This is a genomic window from Anaerotignum sp. MB30-C6 (assembly GCF_030908465.1).
In the GTDB taxonomy this organism is placed as follows: domain Bacteria; phylum Bacillota; class Clostridia; order Lachnospirales; family Anaerotignaceae; genus Chakrabartyella.
Genome location: NZ_CP133078.1, coordinates 2232140 through 2248038, shown reverse-complemented (window position 1 = coordinate 2248038; position 15899 = coordinate 2232140). Strand labels below are relative to the sequence as shown.

25 protein-coding genes are annotated in these 15899 nt (G+C 41.6%); all 25 read left to right on the top strand.

All coding sequences use genetic code 11. The features are described 5' to 3' along the window. Nucleotides 1-32: 32 nt before the first annotated feature. The 25 genes from RBQ60_RS10995 (at nucleotide 33) to RBQ60_RS10875 (ending at nucleotide 15390) form a co-directional block, all read left to right on the top strand. Nucleotides 33-188, top strand: coding sequence for a hypothetical protein (locus tag RBQ60_RS10995; protein WP_307883750.1), 156 nt, complete (start codon nucleotides 33-35; stop codon nucleotides 186-188). Nucleotides 189-238: 50 nt separating this feature from the next. Then, complete coding sequence (locus RBQ60_RS10990; protein WP_307883749.1) at nucleotides 239-379, top strand: hypothetical protein; 141 nt, start codon at nucleotides 239-241, stop codon at nucleotides 377-379. 413 nt (nucleotides 380-792) lie between these two features. Continuing rightward, nucleotides 793-1176 (top strand): terminase small subunit, encoded by a 384-nt coding sequence (locus RBQ60_RS10985; protein ID WP_307883748.1) that lies wholly within the window; start codon nucleotides 793-795, stop codon nucleotides 1174-1176. A 56-nt stretch (nucleotides 1177-1232) separates the two neighbouring features. After that, entirely contained in the window at nucleotides 1233-2453 is a 1221-nt protein-coding gene (locus RBQ60_RS10980; RefSeq protein WP_307883747.1) for a PBSX family phage terminase large subunit, read from the top strand. Then, nucleotides 2443-3723, top strand: a complete 1281-nt coding sequence (locus RBQ60_RS10975; RefSeq protein ID WP_307883746.1) for a hypothetical protein — start codon at nucleotides 2443-2445, stop codon at nucleotides 3721-3723. The genes RBQ60_RS10980 and RBQ60_RS10975 overlap by 11 nt, the downstream gene beginning before the upstream one ends. Before the next feature lie 440 nt (nucleotides 3724-4163). Continuing rightward, on the top strand, nucleotides 4164-4712 hold the full coding sequence (locus tag RBQ60_RS10970) for a phage scaffolding protein (protein WP_307883745.1): 549 nt from the start codon (nucleotides 4164-4166) through the stop codon (nucleotides 4710-4712). A gap of 15 nt (nucleotides 4713-4727) precedes the next feature. After that, on the top strand, nucleotides 4728-5600 hold the full coding sequence (locus RBQ60_RS10965; protein ID WP_307883744.1) for a hypothetical protein: 873 nt from the start codon (nucleotides 4728-4730) through the stop codon (nucleotides 5598-5600). A gap of 15 nt (nucleotides 5601-5615) precedes the next feature. Further along, nucleotides 5616-5837 carry a hypothetical protein gene (locus tag RBQ60_RS10960; protein WP_307883743.1) on the top strand — a complete coding sequence of 74 codons (222 nt, stop codon included), beginning with the start codon at nucleotides 5616-5618 and terminating at the stop codon, nucleotides 5835-5837. Nucleotides 5838-5854: 17 nt separating this feature from the next. Beyond that, nucleotides 5855-6205: a hypothetical protein gene (locus RBQ60_RS10955; protein WP_307883742.1), complete on the top strand. Its 351-nt coding sequence runs from the start codon at nucleotides 5855-5857 to the stop codon at nucleotides 6203-6205. Nucleotides 6206-6208: 3 nt separating this feature from the next. After that, a complete protein-coding gene (locus RBQ60_RS10950) occupies nucleotides 6209-6574 on the top strand; it encodes a hypothetical protein (RefSeq protein WP_307883741.1) in 366 nt (121 codons plus the stop codon). Next, a complete protein-coding gene (locus tag RBQ60_RS10945) occupies nucleotides 6571-6969 on the top strand; it encodes a minor capsid protein (protein WP_307883740.1) in 399 nt (132 codons plus the stop codon). Before RBQ60_RS10950 ends, RBQ60_RS10945 begins: the two co-directional genes overlap by 4 nt. Next, nucleotides 6959-7399, top strand: coding sequence for a hypothetical protein (locus RBQ60_RS10940; protein ID WP_307883739.1), 441 nt, complete (start codon nucleotides 6959-6961; stop codon nucleotides 7397-7399). The genes RBQ60_RS10945 and RBQ60_RS10940 overlap by 11 nt, the downstream gene beginning before the upstream one ends. Further along, nucleotides 7396-7890 carry a hypothetical protein gene (locus RBQ60_RS10935; RefSeq protein WP_307883738.1) on the top strand — a complete coding sequence of 165 codons (495 nt, stop codon included), beginning with the start codon at nucleotides 7396-7398 and terminating at the stop codon, nucleotides 7888-7890. Before RBQ60_RS10940 ends, RBQ60_RS10935 begins: the two co-directional genes overlap by 4 nt. 27 nt (nucleotides 7891-7917) lie before the next feature. Then, a complete protein-coding gene (locus RBQ60_RS10930) occupies nucleotides 7918-8304 on the top strand; it encodes a hypothetical protein (protein WP_307883737.1) in 387 nt (128 codons plus the stop codon). After that, nucleotides 8288-8884 (top strand): bacteriophage Gp15 family protein, encoded by a 597-nt coding sequence (locus tag RBQ60_RS10925; RefSeq protein ID WP_307883736.1) that lies wholly within the window; start codon nucleotides 8288-8290, stop codon nucleotides 8882-8884. The genes RBQ60_RS10930 and RBQ60_RS10925 overlap by 17 nt, the downstream gene beginning before the upstream one ends. A 28-nt stretch (nucleotides 8885-8912) precedes the next feature. Next, nucleotides 8913-10385 (top strand): hypothetical protein, encoded by a 1473-nt coding sequence (locus RBQ60_RS10920; RefSeq protein WP_307883735.1) that lies wholly within the window; start codon nucleotides 8913-8915, stop codon nucleotides 10383-10385. Nucleotides 10386-10388: 3 nt separating this feature from the next. Then, a complete protein-coding gene (locus tag RBQ60_RS10915; protein WP_307883734.1) occupies nucleotides 10389-11099 on the top strand; it encodes a distal tail protein Dit in 711 nt (236 codons plus the stop codon). Nucleotides 11100-11102: 3 nt separating this feature from the next. Next, complete coding sequence (locus RBQ60_RS10910) at nucleotides 11103-12047, top strand: BppU family phage baseplate upper protein (protein ID WP_307883733.1); 945 nt, start codon at nucleotides 11103-11105, stop codon at nucleotides 12045-12047. A 14-nt stretch (nucleotides 12048-12061) separates the two neighbouring features. Continuing rightward, complete coding sequence (locus tag RBQ60_RS10905; protein ID WP_307883732.1) at nucleotides 12062-12322, top strand: hypothetical protein; 261 nt, start codon at nucleotides 12062-12064, stop codon at nucleotides 12320-12322. 13 nt (nucleotides 12323-12335) lie between these two features. Further along, complete coding sequence (locus RBQ60_RS10900) at nucleotides 12336-12476, top strand: hypothetical protein (protein ID WP_307883731.1); 141 nt, start codon at nucleotides 12336-12338, stop codon at nucleotides 12474-12476. Between the two features lie 4 nt (nucleotides 12477-12480). Then, on the top strand, nucleotides 12481-13758 hold the full coding sequence (locus RBQ60_RS10895) for a phage tail spike protein (protein WP_307883730.1): 1278 nt from the start codon (nucleotides 12481-12483) through the stop codon (nucleotides 13756-13758). 11 nt (nucleotides 13759-13769) lie between these two features. Then, entirely contained in the window at nucleotides 13770-14069 is a 300-nt protein-coding gene (locus RBQ60_RS10890; protein WP_307883729.1) for a hypothetical protein, read from the top strand. Beyond that, the gene (locus RBQ60_RS10885) at nucleotides 13985-14368 is read left to right on the top strand and encodes a hypothetical protein (RefSeq protein ID WP_307883728.1); all 384 of its coding nucleotides are present in this window, start codon (nucleotides 13985-13987) and stop codon (nucleotides 14366-14368) included. The genes RBQ60_RS10890 and RBQ60_RS10885 overlap by 85 nt, the downstream gene beginning before the upstream one ends. 51 nt (nucleotides 14369-14419) lie before the next feature. Beyond that, on the top strand, nucleotides 14420-14773 hold the full coding sequence (locus RBQ60_RS10880; protein ID WP_307883727.1) for a hypothetical protein: 354 nt from the start codon (nucleotides 14420-14422) through the stop codon (nucleotides 14771-14773). After that, the gene (locus RBQ60_RS10875) at nucleotides 14770-15390 is read left to right on the top strand and encodes an NlpC/P60 family protein (RefSeq protein WP_307883726.1); all 621 of its coding nucleotides are present in this window, start codon (nucleotides 14770-14772) and stop codon (nucleotides 15388-15390) included. The genes RBQ60_RS10880 and RBQ60_RS10875 overlap by 4 nt, the downstream gene beginning before the upstream one ends. Nucleotides 15391-15899 lie beyond the last annotated feature (509 nt).

The following is a 15899-nucleotide window of genomic DNA, read 5'->3' as shown; positions in this document are numbered from 1 at the left end:
TTTTTTGTAACACTATTTTTGAGGTGAAAAAAATGGCTAAAGCAGGTATGAGACGACCAAATCCAGAAGAACCCCATGGAACAGAAAGCAACCACAAAACGAAATTCAAGAAAAACGATGCTCCTCCTGTCCCGGAGATTCAAGGGAAGGCAAAGCATGGACATGAAAAAGCAGGAAGAATTAATTAATACCCTCGCTAGGTTTTTGGCACTGAGTATTAAAAGTCTGAGGTGATTTTATGGATAAATTCCAAAAAAGACAGCAGGAACAAAGAAGTAAAAATAAATTCAATAATGAGACAAAATCTCAAAAAGTACAGAATCAGAATGATTCTCATAACTCTATAAAAGAAGGCATGGGGCCAAATACAAAAAGATAAAGGAAAAGGACATCCATAATGGGTGTCCTTTTTTGTATGAAGAAAGCTATGCTCTTTGGCGCTTGCTTCAAGTTAGTCTACGGCCTGAGAGGGAGGGAAGTGAAAATTTCATTTTTACAATAAGATTGTGGTTTCCATGCTGGGGAAAAGTAAGAAAAAGGAGTTACATTTTTGAACATAGAGGACATAAATGTTTATCCTATACAGTACCATATTGGGTTTTTATTTATGAAATGATTTTTTCTAAAGAATACTTTGGTTTGCTTAGATTGTAATATTTAGTAAGCAGAAGGAGACAAAAAGGCACTATGGGTAAGGAGGGCGAAAGACATCCGTCTGGATGGAGCTGTGTGAGCGTGACGTGATTAGGTAAGAAAACAAAAGAGACTTTTTGAAGGAAGGTGGTGGTTTTGATGTCGAAGAGCAACAGGAAGGGCTTGCCTAAATATGAAAGCAAGGAAGCTTTGGAAGGAATAATACAGGACTATTTCAAAAAGTGCAGGCGAGAGGTTTTAAGAGATGAGTACGGCAGTGTGGTTTATCAAAAAAATGGTGAGCCTACTTTGGTTGGTGTTCAACCGCCAACTGTTGCTGGACTTGCCTTCGCCCTGGGGTTTTTATCTAGGCAAGATTTTTTAAATTACAAAGGGAAGTTCTCTGAAACCATTGCAAGGGCAAGGCTTATGCTTGAGGGATATGCCGAGGCCCGTCTTTATGACAAGGACGGGCTACATGGGGCGAAATTTACGTTGACCAACAATTTTCAAGGATGGGCGGACAAAACCAAGGAGGAGTGAGGAGTTGGATTTACAGATTTATGAAAAGTTAGATGGTATTTTGGAGGGGATAAACAATGCAGCTAAGCAGTAAGCAAAAGGAATATTGGAATAATGCCAACTGCCGCTGGAACATTAAATCCGGGGCGACCCGCTCGGGGAAAACATATTTGGACTATTACATGATTCCTCGAAGGATCCGTACAGCAAGGGGAAAAGACGGATTAGTGGTGATTTTGGGTAACACAAAGGGAACGCTACAAAGAAATATTATTGAGCCATTGCAGAAAATTTTTACACCAGCTCTTGTTTCTGATATTCGATCAGACAACACAGCCATGCTATTTGGGGAGAAGTGTTATTGTTTGGGGGCGGACAAGGAAAATCAGGTGGATCGAATTCGAGGTGCTAGCATCAAATATTGTTACGGAGACGAGGTGGTAACTTGGCATGAAGGGGTTTTTCATATGCTAAAAAGCCGATTGGACAAGCCCTACAGCTGCTTTGACGGCACCTGCAACCCAGAAAGCCCAAATCACTGGTTTTACAAATTTTTGAAAAGTAATGCCGATATTTATTTGCAAAACTACACATTGGATGACAACCCGTTTTTAGGGAAAGAATTTGTGGAAAATTTGAAGAAAGAATATAAAGGGACGGTTTTATACGATCGATACATACTAGGAAAATGGGCGTTGGCAGAAGGATTGATTTATAAAGAATTTGCAGATAACCCTAAGAAGTTTATGATTCCCAAGGCAGATTTGCCCAAGCGGTTTGATTATATTGGCATTGGCCACGATTTTGGTGGAAACAAATCCAACCATGCTTTTGTGGCTACGGGAATCTCCTTTGATAACCATATGTACAAGCTTAGAGCCAAAAGTCTACCGGCAACGGGCATGGGGTTTCCAGCGTTGGAGAAAGAGTTTTGTGCTTTTGTGGAAGGGGTGATTCGGGATTATGGGTATCCCAACGGTGTTTATTGTGACAGTGCCGAGCAAACCATGATTAACAGCTACCGTCAGCACACTACATACCCCATTTACAATAGCATTAAGCGGCCCATTAACGACAGGATTCGTTGTACATTATTGCTGATGGGTGGGGAGAGATACCACGTTGTCGAAGGGGAATGCGAGGACCTTGTAAAGGGGCTTACTACGGCGGTGTGGGATAGTCAGGTTTTAGAAGACAAGAGATTGGATAACGGCAGCAGTGATATAGACATTTTAGATGCCGATGAGTACAGTTTTGAATATAATATTTATAGATTGGTGGGGAATTATGATGCTTAGAACAGTATGGGAGTACATTTTACGGATTTTTGGGGTAGAGGTAACGAAGACAACGGGGGAACAATGGGCAGAAAATATGGGTTTTACCCAAAAATATGAGGCAACAGAGGGAGTGAACTTTACGGCGATTTTTGCAAATAAGCTTTCAACCCTTGCCATTAACGAAAGTTCAGCGGATGTGGTTGGAAACAACGGCAGGGTGACTTTCCTTGACCAATGCCTAGGAGAAGTTTGGGAGCGAATGAAGCCAGTGATTTCCCGCATGTTGGGGACAGGGGGATGTGTGATTGTTCCCTATGTAAGGCTTGGGAGAATTCAATTTGATATTGTATCTCAGGAGCGAATGGTCATTCACGAAAAGCAAGGCAACCACATTACCAGAGCCACAGTTTTAGCCGATAGCGTAAAGCAGGGGGAGAGACAATATTTCAGATGGGTGAATTATCAGGTGACCGGTGAGAACCTTTATATAACAAATAAGGTGACAGATCAGTGGGGTAACGATGCATTTTTAGACCAATGGGCGGAAATTGAGGATAAGGCCATTGCTGGAGTGGATCGGGTGTTATTTGCATACTTCCAATCTCCTGTGGATAATCGTAAATTCAGCGATGAATATGGTGTGCCAATTACCTATGGCTGTGATAGTTTGATTCAGGAGATTTTTGATTGTTTTGCACAAATTCAGGATGAGTATAAGTTAAAAGAGGTAAAGATTTTCGCTGATGAACGCATGTTTCAAAAGGACCCCAAAACAGGAAAGTACCGCATGCCTAGCAAAATGTATTTTGCAGCCCATGGCAAGGAAAACGGGGATATGATTGAGGTTTTTAGCCCTGAAATTCGTCACAGCAGCTATTATGAGCGGTTACAATATTTATTTGGGCTTTTAGAAAAATGTATTGGTACTAGTAAGGGCATTTTAACGGCACCAGAAACGAGAGGGGCTACGGCCACAGAAATCAAGGCGGGGCTTTATGACACCTATGCTATGATTGGTGACATTCGTCTTACGGTGGAAAAGGGTGTACGAGATTATCTTTATGCTTGCAACGTACTTGCCAACTATTACGAGTTGACGCCCCTCGGGGATTATGGCGTTCGATTTGACTGGTCGTATGAGATGATTGAAAGCAGTAGTGAAACTTGGGGACAGTTTAAGGATGCCTTGGAGCTGGGGATCAAAAGCAAGGTGGAACTGAGGCAATGGTTAAATCCCAACGAAACCTGGGATGAGGCACAGAAAACTTTGCAGGACATAGATGGATGAAAAGATTATGGGGCGTTGCCCCAAACCCTATGAACTTTTGTAAAAGTTCAATCAAAACTTTTATTAGGCTTGCTATCAGAGTTTGGAGTTTGGGGTTTAATTAAACCGAAAGGATTAGGTTCTTCGGTGTTGGGTACAGGGTTCCAAGGTCTAATCCTTTTGAGTTTAACATTTAATTGAGACGAAAGGATAGATTCTTTCAAAAAGGGTCAAGGGACAACGTCCCTTGCAGGGGTATTGGGGACAGAGTCCCTAAGATCTTCATACTTGTCTTTGGGCATAGACGTTAAACAAGCCTTTTTGATTGCCCGAAAGGGTATTATCACTGCAAGCTACCCGTGTCTAGGGATAAAAGAGGCGGCTCGGCACCGGGACTGGCCGGAGAAAAAGGATAGAGTCTTCATTATGAACATCAGGAGAATTGGAAGGAGACGAAAAATATGGAATGGTTAAAAGAAATTTTAAAAGGGTTGGAAAATCCACAGGAATTGGAAAAGAAAATTGCCGAAGGGATTGGCAAGAACTTTGTTGCAAGAGGGGATTTTAATGCGCTAAACAACACCAAAAAAAGTTTGGAAACACAGTTGTTGCAACTGCAGGAAGGCTTACATAAAGAGGGCGATTTTAAACAGAGACTAGAAGAATTGGAACATAAGATTGCTCTGGAGAAAGAAGAAGCATTGAAAAAGGAAGAGGAGGCCGCTCAGGAGGTTTATCTGAAAAACCGCTTTAATCAGGTTATTGGAGAGAACCAGTGGCGAGATGAACTGACTGAAAAAGCGGTTTTTGCTGAGTTTAAGACAGCCGTAACCATGGAGGTCAACAAAGGCAAAGAGGACAAGGAAATTTTTGAGGAATTGACCAAAGACAAAAATTACTTTTTGAACCCCAATAGACCTTTAGAGATGATGGGTATGGGGCGTGTGAGTATGACCAGTGTGGAAGAAAACAAAATGAGAGCATTGATGGGATTATCTTTAAAGAACTGAGAGGAGAGAGACTTTATGGCAAACAGCATTGTTTTGGCAAAGAATTATACAAACTTAATTGACGAGGTTTATAAAACAGCTTCGGTAACCGCTGACTTAATTAGTGATAGTAATATGATGAAGGCAGGGGGCAACGGTAACGAGATTTTATACCCGCAAATTAGTGTTTCTGGTTTGGGCAACTACGACCGAAACAGCGGCTATACCAACGGTTCTGTGGATGTGGTTTGGAAAACAGCTACGTTCAACTATGACAGAGGCACAAAGCTTTCCATCGATACCATGGACGACGCAGAAACTTTTCAGGTTGCTTTCCATATGGCTGGGGCAACGCTACAAAGAGAAAAGGTTGCCCCAGAGGCTGATGCCTTTACCTTTGCAACCTTGGCAGGAACAGCAAGTATTTCTGTGGCAGCGCCGGGAAGTTTTGGAGCAGGTGAGGCGTTCTTAGAGGCTTTGATGGCAGCAAAAAGCAAAATGGACGAAGATGAGGTTCCTGAGGAAGGTAGAATTTTATACGCTACCCATGCCCTTTTAAATAGCGTCATGGCTTTGGACACCACAAAATCCAAAGAGGTTTTGACCAGCTTCGAAGTGATTCGCAAAGTACCCCAGAGCCGCTTTTATACCGCTATTGACCTTATGGATGGCAAAACAACAGGGGAGGAAGTGGGCCACTATAAAAAAGCGGTGAATGGCAAGGATATCAACTTCATGATTGTACATAAAGGGGCAGTCATTAAGTTTGACAAGCACGTTGTGGGCGATGTCATTGATCCTTCGGGAAACCCTGACGCTGACAGCTATATTGTAAAATATCGTAAATACGGAATTGTAGACGTTTACAAAAATAAAGTAGCGGGCATTTATTTGTCTCACAAAGCTTAAGGAGGAGGTTTTATAATGGCGAAAATGATCGGGCTTGGCGCAAAAACTGAAAAAGATGAGGTAGACTTGAGTCTTTTTGCTGAGGAGAATAAAGAATTACAGTCAGAAATTGAGAAACTTCGTAAAGAAAAGAAAAAAGTTCTTGATGAAAATAAGGCCTTGAAGAAGGCGCTTGATTTGCAGAAGAAAGAAGCGGACAAAACGGGGATTTCAGAGCAGTCAGAATCGGTGAAGTAAGAAAGGGGGTATAGGCTATGGCTTATGCGTCCTATGAATTTTATAAGAATAGCTTTGGGGGAAATGACATCCCCCTGGCTGATTTTGATCGACTTTCCATGCGGGCGTCGGAGTATATCGACATGGTCACTTTTGGGCGGGCGACTACCTACCACGATGAGTACGCCTTGGTGAAAAAGGCTTGCTGCGCCGTTGCAGAAGCATTCAAAATCAACGAGGAAGGCGGCGGAATTGTGGCGGAGAGTGTTGGGAAAATTATGAGAAATTATGCTGCTAGTGTTACCAACACCCCTACGGAGGAGGAACGTCTTTCCATTGCTGTTTGCCGTTATCTGCTACCAACGGGGCTTTTATATTTGGGGGTGTAGGGTATGAATTCCAACGAAGTATGTACTGTATTTAATAGATTTTATGACCCCATTTATCGTAAATATATTATGCAGCCAACGGTAATTGAAGGGATTTTTTGGCAGGAAGAAATAGGGGCAAGACTTAACAAAGAGGGGCTTTATGAGGTCAACGAGGTACATATTTTTATTCCTTTTACGGTCAAATCCAATAGAAGTTTTGGTATTGCCAGAGAGTTTGAAATGAATCCTACGGCATATTTTACTTTACGGCCTGAGGATAAAATTATGCAGGGTGTTTCTTCTGGGAAAAGCCTTACTATTTTATCGGTAAACACCTTAGATTATGGCAGTAAAGGTTTGCAGCACTGGGAGGTGGTGGCCAAGTGAGCAATTCTGTGAGCTTTCAAAGTTTGGATGAGTTAAAGAAAAAACACGGCTTAGGAGGAGACGGCAGGGTACAGCGATATATTGATCAAGAAGTTGTGCGGCTTATGGCTCCTTTTACACCCCTTGACACAGGGGCTTTGCAAAAGGGTATTAATGCCAAAAATGGAGAAGTGGTTTACTCTGCTCCCTACGCAAAAATGCTGTATTATGGCAAGGTGATGGTGAGCCCTAGCACGGGTTCACCTTGGGCTAGAAGGGGAGAGGAAAAAGTCTTAACCCAGCGGTCGTTACAATTTAACGGGGCACCCATGCGAGGGGCCTACTGGTTTCTACGCATGAAAGCACAATTTGCTGAGGAGATTTTAAAGGGGGCAGGGAAAATCCATGGAAACTAAGAGTTTAAAAGAATTCATTAGAGAGTACCTTATTAGCTGTCCATTTCTAAAGGATGGGGTGTTTCATGTGGATTATCTAGGGATTTGTCCCACGGAATACAGCATTGACGGTGTCCCTGCTAAGAAGGAAATAAAAACTTATATTGACGGCAGTGCTTTGTGCCAGTTTGTATTCACCTTTGGCAGTGTGGAGGAATACGGCTGTGATGTGGATACGAACCTTGGAAATAGCGGGTTTTATGAGAAGTTTGCCACATGGCTAAAAGAAAAAAGTCGGATAAAACAGCTTCCTTACTTAGGAAATATGCGTGAACCCTTATTCATAGAGGCAGAAAACGAGGGTTATGTCACTGACGCTAGGGAGAACGTGGCAAGGTATCAGATACAATGTCGTTTGATTTACTTTGAGAAAGGAGAAAAAATAGTATGATAAACGAAACAGTGATGAGACATCAAATTGCAGATTATTTAAATACAAGCACCAATGGCACCCCCAGTTTTGCTTTGATGGGGGTGGGATTTAACACTTTAGATGAGAATCCCAATGCACAGACGGATGGGAAAACTTATATTCATCAAAAGGCCCAGACAAGTCAGATTAAGAATTACCAGACCCAGTTCCCCTTTGATACGGATTTGATCGCTTCAGAGGAGGCGGTAATGGCCCTGTATAGCATTGGTAGAAATCAAAAAACAGGTGCAGAGGCGGAATTGGAATATGTGCGTGTGGAATTGTTTCAGCCCGACGCAACATTGGAAAATACTTTCGCTGCAAGAAAATTTAAAGTGGCAGTGGGTGTGACGGGAATTGCTGGAGCAGGGGGAGAGAGTGTTAGGGTGACGGGAACTTTACATGGTGTAGGTGATCCTGTTTATGGCACTTTTAACACCACAACAAAAACTTTTACGGAAACAGCATAATGTTTGTGAGGGTTTAGGGGGATTTTTATGGGTACTTTTCAAACACGGGAAACAAAACGAGAGGTAGAAATTTTAGGGCGACGGTATTTGGTGGACTTTGGCAGAGATACCATTGCATTTGTTTTAAGGCGGGTTCAAGAGGAATTTAGAAAAAATCAGGAAAAAGATAGAGACGGCTTGGGACAGACAGAGGGTTTTGCTGAGATGTTGAATGAGGAAAAAGCATTACTAAAAGAAGCCATTGGCGAAATATTAGGCTGCCCTCAAGAGGCGGACGCTATCTTTGCTGGTAATGATACAGCTGTACTGCACAGGGACGTTTATACTTTTTTGGTTGAAGAATACATCCAGGTGATGAGGAAAAAGTCCTCCTATGATGTGGAAAGGATTGAGGGTTATGAATCTTTTGATTGATCCATTGCCAAAAAACGTATATATCGATGGAAAGGAATACCCCATTCGTTGGGAATTTCGGGTGGGAATTTTATATGAATTATTAATGATGGATGAGGAAGTAAGGGGGGCTGAGAAGCCCCTTCTTGCGTTACGTTTATTTTACCCGAAAATTCCCGAGAATTGGCAAAGGGGTTTGGAGGGGATTCAGTGGTTCTATGCCGGGGGAAAGGAAGAAAAGGGTTCAAAAAGAAAGAGAATTGGAAAGAAGAAGCAGCGGATTTATTCTTTTGAATATGACGCCTCTTATATTTACAGTGCTTTTTTAGAGCAATACGGGTTGGACTTGACTGAAGTTCGCCAGTTACATTGGTGGAAGTTTCGGGCATTATTTCAAGGGCTTCGGGAGGACACAGCCTTTTCAAAAATTATGGGTTACCGAGCCATGGAGACTACCGATGCCATGGGCAAGGAGCAAAAGGAGTTTTACCGTAGGATGAAAGAGGTTTATCGTCTTCCTAGTGCAAAAGCAGAGGAAGAGAAATTTTCCGCTATTGAACATGCCCTCTTAGCAGGAGGAGACTTAACTAATCTAATATAATTTTACTTTTTGGAAAGAGGTGAGATAGGTGGCATACAATTACGATGGATACTTAACCTTTGGGACGAAAGTAGATGAAAGAGGTTTCGAAAAGGGCGTTGCTGATATGAGAGAATTGGCAAATATCAGTGCAAAGGCAATCGAAACAGGCTTCGCTGGTATAACTGGAAAGGTTTCTTTGTTTTCAACAAACGTTGCCAATAGTTTAGAAAAAATAACGGGGCAAGCCTTGGCTCTTGGAGATGGAGCAAAGGTGGGAGTGGACAAAAGCTATACGCAAGTGGAGAAAACCATGAGTAAGCTGGAAAAAACGGTAGTTTCTATTTCAGAAGCATCCCTGCAAAAGGCGAAGGAGCGAGCGGTTTCTTATCAGGAGTTAGGTTCTCTTTACTTGAAATATATGAAAGAAGGGCTAGAGGAGCAAACTTCCACGGCAATTTCTAACATGGAGTGGCAGGTGGATTCTAGCGTGAGGGCTTTTGCCGAAGCGAACAAAAAAGCCGCCCCTCAATTTCGAAAGGCCGCCAAAGAGCTAATGGCGGTTTATAAGGATGCCTTAAATGAAGGTACAGATGAGGCTTTTCGGTTGGTAACAACGAGGATTGAGGATATTGCCATCCAAGCTCAAAAACAGTACGAAGCAATCATTCATGAAAAAGAACGTATGGAGAAGAAGTTATCAGCTTTCGGGGATTTGTTTTCCTATGATAAAGAAGGCGAGATAAAGCTTGAAAAAGTAGACCAGCAAATTGATTATTTAGAAAAGTATATGGAAGTTTTAGAAAAGCTTCAGGAAAAAGGAGTTTCTGATGGGCTGTTCAATGAAATTTTGGGGATGGATATGGAAGATGGAATGGCCTTTGGTGATGAACTCCTTTCGAAAAGTGATGCTTTTTTTGACAAATATACTGAAACGTGGGAAGAAAAGCAAGAGTTAGTAAAAGAAATTGCAGCAAAATTTTATGAAGATGAGTTGAAAACCTTGGAAGAAGAGTTCACCTCCAAAATGGAGCAGACATTGGAAGAGGTGCCTTCTATATGCCAAGGTGTAGGTGTAGATGCTATGGATGGGGTAATCAACGGCATGGAGAGTAGGCGTAGTGAAGCTATTGCCACTGCTAAAAGTATTGCCGATGCAATTATCAAAGAGCTGAAACGTGCCACAGAGACGGCAAGTCCATCCAAGAGAGCGGCAAGAGAAGTCGGTAAGCCGATTACGCAGGGCGTAGTTAAGGGTATGAAAGATGCCTACGACCCAAGGGAAATGGAACGGTATGCTGACCGCATGATGGCAGATGTGGGGCAAGCCCAAAGTAAGGCGGCACAGAGTGTCTTGCATAAAAACACTTCAAACATTTGGAACAGTTCCACTTACAACGGCGGAGATTTCGTATTGAAAATTGAAAAGATGGTGAATGACGGAAAAGGTTCTGTTTCCAGCCTATTGCAGGAGGCAGAATTCTACCGCAAACAAAAAGTATCGGCGACAGGAGGTGTATAATTCTTGGAGCCTTATTTTATTTTTAAGGGAAAAAACAGCAAGGATATGGGGGTTTTGATTTCAGCTATGCCTGATATCGTCAAGCCAAAACGTAGGGAAGATGAAATCACTATCCCTGGGCGAAACGGGGTATTGACCATAGACGAAGGGTGCTATGAGGCGTATGCCCTTTCTGTGGAGTGTGGGAAGCGGGGGACGGAAAGGCTAGGGGAAATTGTGGCATGGCTAGACGGGAGTGGGGATTTAATTCTTTCCACGGAACCAGACAAGGTTTATCGGGCGAGGATTAGTAATGCCATTTCTATTTCCGATGTGATTTATTTGTATAACTCTTTTTTGGTTCAGTTTAAGGTGTTTCCTTTTAAATATTCTGTGAATAAAGCAGACGAAGAAAGAACCCTTACAGCGAAGGAAGGGGAAATCGTAACCATTTACAACCAAGGTACAGTTTACAGTGAACCCATCATCACGATTTATCGGCCATGGGGTGGAGGCGTAACACTCACGATTAATGGTGTGAATTATACCCTTACTCACGTTGATGAATATGTCACTATTAATAGTGAGATACAGGAAGTTTATAAGGATAGTATGAACAAAAACAATTCCTTTTTAGCTATGGAGTTCCCAGTTTTTAAGGTGGGTGCAAACACAATAAGTTGGACAGGGAACACAACAAGGGTAGAAATAAAGCCTAATTGGAGGTGGCTATGATAAATGGCGCAGATTTATAAGAAACTAGAAATTGATGTAAATAAAGAAGTTATGGCTATTATTACAGCCGTTCAGAAGGATGCCAAAAGTCGATATTTAGACGTTGTTTTGCTGGATGGCAGTACAGCTATTAATCTCACGGGGCATGAAGTTGGGATATACGGAAAAAAGGCAGATGGGACGGAGATTTACAACAACGGTGTAATTACCGAAGCAACAAATGGACGTTGTCAGTTTGAATTGACAGACCAAGCCCTAGCAGTGGCGCAGGACTTGGAAGTACAGATTGTGATTTATCACAACAACGTAGAGATTTTACAAAGTTTGCCGTTCAAAATCAAGGTGGTAAAAAGCTTGATTTCAGAGGGTGCAGTGGAAAGCAGTAATGAATACGGCGCATTGGTTGTATTGTATCAGAATCTTTATGAAGCTTATGATTTAATGACTACCATGGTGCAAAATATCGGTGTACCCGGGGCCATTGCGGCAGGGCTTACCATAGATACCATGTGGGATGCATGGGAATTTATGTGTAATTACTTAAAGGTGGATTTGACAAACCTGTTACAAAATGCAATCAATAACAATTCTGTGGATGGGGTGATACAAAGGATTGGCGAAACCACGGATACAGGGGCAACAGAGAACACAGGTGGTGTTTTGGGGAAATTAAATACTTTGCTAACTCGTGGGTGTATAAAGAGTGTTCAACGAGGTCTTAGAAGTGGTGCAAGTGGAACCAGTGCTGCAATAGAAATAATTATAAAGTCGGTAGACCCTTCAAAATGCTTTGTAATTCTTAATAATGGTGGAATCGGAAGTGGGTCTACTTCATTTTCTTATATTTACAGTTTAACTGACGTGATGCTTAAGATATCTCCTAATTATTATGTAAGTGGTTCTTTTTATCATTTCTATGTTTCATGGCAAGTAGTTGAGTTCTATTAAAAAGGGGGGATAACATGTTTAATTACGCACAATTAAACGAAGAAAATATTTGTATTGGGATATCTCAGCTTTCTGGAGAAGTCCATTCACCTCGTATGATTTTACTGGAAAATCAAAATGTGTCATTACTAGGGAAAAAGTATAACAAGGGTTTATGGGATGAGGTGGAACAGCCAGAACCTACACCAGAGACACTTTCACCAACGGAACAGGCAATTTTGCAAACAGCAATCAATACGGAATATATAGCTTCTTTGATGGAAGTTAAGGCGTAAGGAGGAATGAAAGATGATAGTTAGCTTAATGAAAACAATGATTACACGGGGTGCATTTGACAAAGAGGACATGTTGAAGAAGATGGACGTTTTCCTGTTGAACAACCGAATTACAGAAACAGAGTATAACGAGTTAGTGACATTAATGGGGTGATTTGATGGTTACCATACATGAAAAAAACAGCATAGCATTTGATACTTTGGGCTTGGGGGCATTGCTTCCGAGCCTTTGTAATGTGTCGGAAGAATTAAACGGGTTGTATGAATTAAAAATAGAGCATCCCTATGATGAAGGCGGCAAATGGAAACATATTGAAAAGGAACGGATTGTTTTTGCATCTACACCAAAGGGGAAACAACCTTTTCGCATTTATCATGTAAATTCTGATATGGGTGGAATAAAAGTTTATGCCCGTCATGTGTTCTATGATTTGCTGGATAATCTTTGCTTGAATGTGAATGCAGGTACGCCGCAGGTTGCTTTAAACGCCATAAAAGGCTCTTTAGCTTATACAGTACCGTTTGTTCTATCAACAAATATGACAGGTACAGGACGGGTTGCATTGAAGAATGCAAATCCCGTCTCTGCACTGCTAGGCATGGATGAAGATAAGGACAGTTTTGTAAAGGCTTTTGGTGGAGAGATTCTTCGTGATTGCTTTAATGTAACCATGAAACCCTCCATCGGACAGGATAGGGGCGTTGCCATTCGATCTGGAAAAAACCTTGTGGGGCTTGAAGTGAGCGAAGATATTTCCAAGGTGGCCACAAGGATTTATGCCTATGGCAAGGATGGGGTTGCAATGTCTGGCGGATATCGGGATAGCTCATATATCAATGCCTATATTAATCCGAAAATCTCCGTATTTGAAGATAGCGGCCTATCCGCCTATGAACTACCAAGTGCAGTACAAAAGCTGTTTGATGGCGGTTGCGACTTGCCCAAGGTAAATATCAAGGCGAATTTTCAGATGCTTTCTAAAACAGAGGAATACAAGGAGTATGCTGTTTTAGAAGATGTTCAACTAGGGGATGTTGTAACAGTTTCTAATGTAAAGATGGGGTTTCATAAAAAGGCAAAAGTGATTTCCTATGAATGGGATTCTTTGTTAGAGCGATACGAAAGAGTGGAATTAGGCGATTTTGTTGCCGACTTGACTTCTTCAATTACCAGTGGAGAGAAAAGTTTGTCAACTGCTGTAAGTGCAAAAAGTACCGCAAGCACTGCAGCGACGGATGCACAAACGGCGCTAGAGAAAATCTCAGGGAAGGTAATAATTAACGATGCAGGGCTGTATGTCTGTGTGGATACCAATTCGCTGGATACCGCAACGAAGGTATTTCACTTTGGTAATCTAGGGTTGCGGTTTAGTAATACAGGAGTATACGGTTCATATAAAACCATTATTGATGAGAATGGAAATCTGGTGATGTGAGGGGTGAGGCGGTGAATCAAGATGAAATTTCAGAAAAGCTGGTAGAGGTAGATGCACGAAGTAAAAGCAACAAACACAGATTGGGTGCCGTGGAAAAACGCCAGGATAACCTTGAACAGCTTACCAATGCTTTTTCTGTGATGCAAAAAGAGCAGGAATATATAAAAGAGGATGTTAGTGAAATTAAGGCGGATGTAAAAACTTTAGCGGAGAAGCCAGCTAGGCGGTGGGAAAATATTGTGGAACGAGTGTTGTCGGCCATGATTGGTGCGGTGGTTGGCTTTTTTCTTTCAGGGGGGCGGTTGCCCTGAAAAGAAGAAAGAAAACATTCTCCAAAAAAGCAGTGCAAGGGATTCTGTATATCGCCTTATTTGATTTGCAGCTTTCTTATTTACTTGCTTTTTTGGGAAGAGAGCAGATAGCAGAAACACTGTCCATTACCGTAGTGACAGAGGTTATTGCTGTGATTTTAGGATATTTTTTAAAGGCTTACTTCGAAACTCGGGAGGAAGAAAAGGTTCGGCTGATTGAACAGCGGAGGGAAATAGAAGAAAAGCAGGTGTTTGTCGAAGGCCTAAGAAAAGGGCTGGAGGATGATGGGGCTAGTTAAATTATGACAGCGATAAGAAGCTGAAAAAAATTGTGAAAAGGAGGGATTAAAATGACCTATTTAATAGAAAATTGGTTTTTGTTTATTGCTTTGGCGGCTTTATTTGGTGGCATTGGAGCAACAGCTTATTACTTTGCTGGGGTGCCTAGGAAAAAACAGATAGAAACAATTAAAAAATGGCTATTGTTTGCATGTATTGAGGCGGAGAAAGAACTGGGTGACGGAACAGGTCAGTTAAAACTACGGTATGTTTATAATTTATTTATTACAAGATTCCCTAGTGTGGCAAAAATAGTGCCATTTACCGTATTTTCCTTATGGGTAGATGCTGCGTTAGAAGAAATGCGAACCATGTTGACGCAAAATAAAGCCATTCGGGAAGTGGTAAAGGGGGAAAAGGTATGACTGGGCAAGAGTTGGTAGCCTTTGCTCGTTCCAAGTTGGGTACACCGTATGTGTATGGTATGAAAGGGACGATGATGACCCAGGCAAATTATAACTATTTGCAGAGTAGATATGGTAAAAAGTGTGTTTGGGATAGTGATGAGAAGAAAGTGGGAAAGGTATGTGTCGATTGTTCAGGGCTGATTTCTTGGGCAACGGGAGTGATACTCGGTTCATCCCAAATTTATGATTGGGCAATTAGAAAAGAGTCTATTACCACCATAAAAAATGCACCTAAGGGCGCTTTGGTTTGGATGCGTGGACATGTGGGTATTTATACAGGACTGCGGAGCGGGATACCTTATTACATAGCCGCAGATGGCTCTGCTTATGGGGTGCGAGAGGTACCCCTTAGTAAAAACAAATTTACCCATTGGTTATTGATGGACTATATTACGTATGAAAGAGGGGATGGGGAGATGGTCGAAAAGGGGAAAATTATAGTTGACGGTGAGGAGGTTCCTGTGGAACTGATCTTTAAAGATGGCACAAATTATGTAAAGGTGCGAGATTTAGGGGAAGCTCTTGGATGCAAGGTAAGCAGTAACGGGAAAATTGCAGTATTGGAAAGGCAATAAAGAAGGCTTCCCAAGCGTGACTTCGGTGGATGGTATGAGACTTTCTTTACATTCCTTAGAATCTTACAGATTTACTTCCAGAAATTCGTAGGGGATAACCATATTATGTAAAGTGTAAGGATAGTTCTAATACTTTCCTAAGACGTTGGGAGGAAAAGCACAAGAGAGTTCTCTATAAAAGCCAACGTGAAAAAGCAGAGATCATGAATGTTTGATGGTTGATAAACACTATTTTTAGGTTTGAATGAAAAACTTAGAGAGTGTGAAACAATTTTTCTGCAAATTAACTTTCTATGATTTTTGTATATGTCAATAAGATCCTTTCAAAATGGGGTTATTTTAATAATTATAAACGTCCTTCAAACATGATTGACAGTAGACCTTACCCTAATTTCGGATCGGTAGGCTCCACTTTTTTGTTGCTTCAAATGTTGCTAGATAAAAAGAGCCTTTCGCAAAGCTGATAACCTTTCGTATGTCGGAAGAAAACGTGAAAATCGGGCTAATAA

Bases quoted from the DNA above. Each gene is read 5' to 3' on its own strand.
- RBQ60_RS10985 (WP_307883748.1), top strand. From the start codon at position 793: ATGTCGAAGAGCAACAGGAAGGGCTTGCCTAAATATGAAAGCAAGGAA.
- RBQ60_RS10900 (WP_307883731.1), top strand. From the start codon at position 12,336: ATGATAGTTAGCTTAATGAAAACAATGATTACACGGGGTGCATTTGAC.
- RBQ60_RS10895 (WP_307883730.1), top strand. From the start codon at position 12,481: ATGGTTACCATACATGAAAAAAACAGCATAGCATTTGATACTTTGGGC.
- RBQ60_RS10965 (WP_307883744.1), top strand. From the start codon at position 4,728: ATGGCAAACAGCATTGTTTTGGCAAAGAATTATACAAACTTAATTGAC.
- RBQ60_RS10995 (WP_307883750.1), top strand. From the start codon at position 33: ATGGCTAAAGCAGGTATGAGACGACCAAATCCAGAAGAACCCCATGGA.
- RBQ60_RS10990 (WP_307883749.1), top strand. From the start codon at position 239: ATGGATAAATTCCAAAAAAGACAGCAGGAACAAAGAAGTAAAAATAAA.
- RBQ60_RS10940 (WP_307883739.1), top strand. From the start codon at position 6,959: ATGGAAACTAAGAGTTTAAAAGAATTCATTAGAGAGTACCTTATTAGC.
- RBQ60_RS10950 (WP_307883741.1), top strand. From the start codon at position 6,209: ATGAATTCCAACGAAGTATGTACTGTATTTAATAGATTTTATGACCCC.
- RBQ60_RS10960 (WP_307883743.1), top strand. From the start codon at position 5,616: ATGGCGAAAATGATCGGGCTTGGCGCAAAAACTGAAAAAGATGAGGTA.
- RBQ60_RS10905 (WP_307883732.1), top strand. From the start codon at position 12,062: ATGTTTAATTACGCACAATTAAACGAAGAAAATATTTGTATTGGGATA.
- RBQ60_RS10980 (WP_307883747.1), top strand. From the start codon at position 1,233: ATGCAGCTAAGCAGTAAGCAAAAGGAATATTGGAATAATGCCAACTGC.
- RBQ60_RS10910 (WP_307883733.1), top strand. From the start codon at position 11,103: ATGGCGCAGATTTATAAGAAACTAGAAATTGATGTAAATAAAGAAGTT.
- RBQ60_RS10925 (WP_307883736.1), top strand. From the start codon at position 8,288: ATGAATCTTTTGATTGATCCATTGCCAAAAAACGTATATATCGATGGA.
- RBQ60_RS10935 (WP_307883738.1), top strand. From the start codon at position 7,396: ATGATAAACGAAACAGTGATGAGACATCAAATTGCAGATTATTTAAAT.
- RBQ60_RS10930 (WP_307883737.1), top strand. From the start codon at position 7,918: ATGGGTACTTTTCAAACACGGGAAACAAAACGAGAGGTAGAAATTTTA.
- RBQ60_RS10955 (WP_307883742.1), top strand. From the start codon at position 5,855: ATGGCTTATGCGTCCTATGAATTTTATAAGAATAGCTTTGGGGGAAAT.
- RBQ60_RS10975 (WP_307883746.1), top strand. From the start codon at position 2,443: ATGATGCTTAGAACAGTATGGGAGTACATTTTACGGATTTTTGGGGTA.
- RBQ60_RS10880 (WP_307883727.1), top strand. From the start codon at position 14,420: ATGACCTATTTAATAGAAAATTGGTTTTTGTTTATTGCTTTGGCGGCT.
- RBQ60_RS10875 (WP_307883726.1), top strand. From the start codon at position 14,770: ATGACTGGGCAAGAGTTGGTAGCCTTTGCTCGTTCCAAGTTGGGTACA.
- RBQ60_RS10970 (WP_307883745.1), top strand. From the start codon at position 4,164: ATGGAATGGTTAAAAGAAATTTTAAAAGGGTTGGAAAATCCACAGGAA.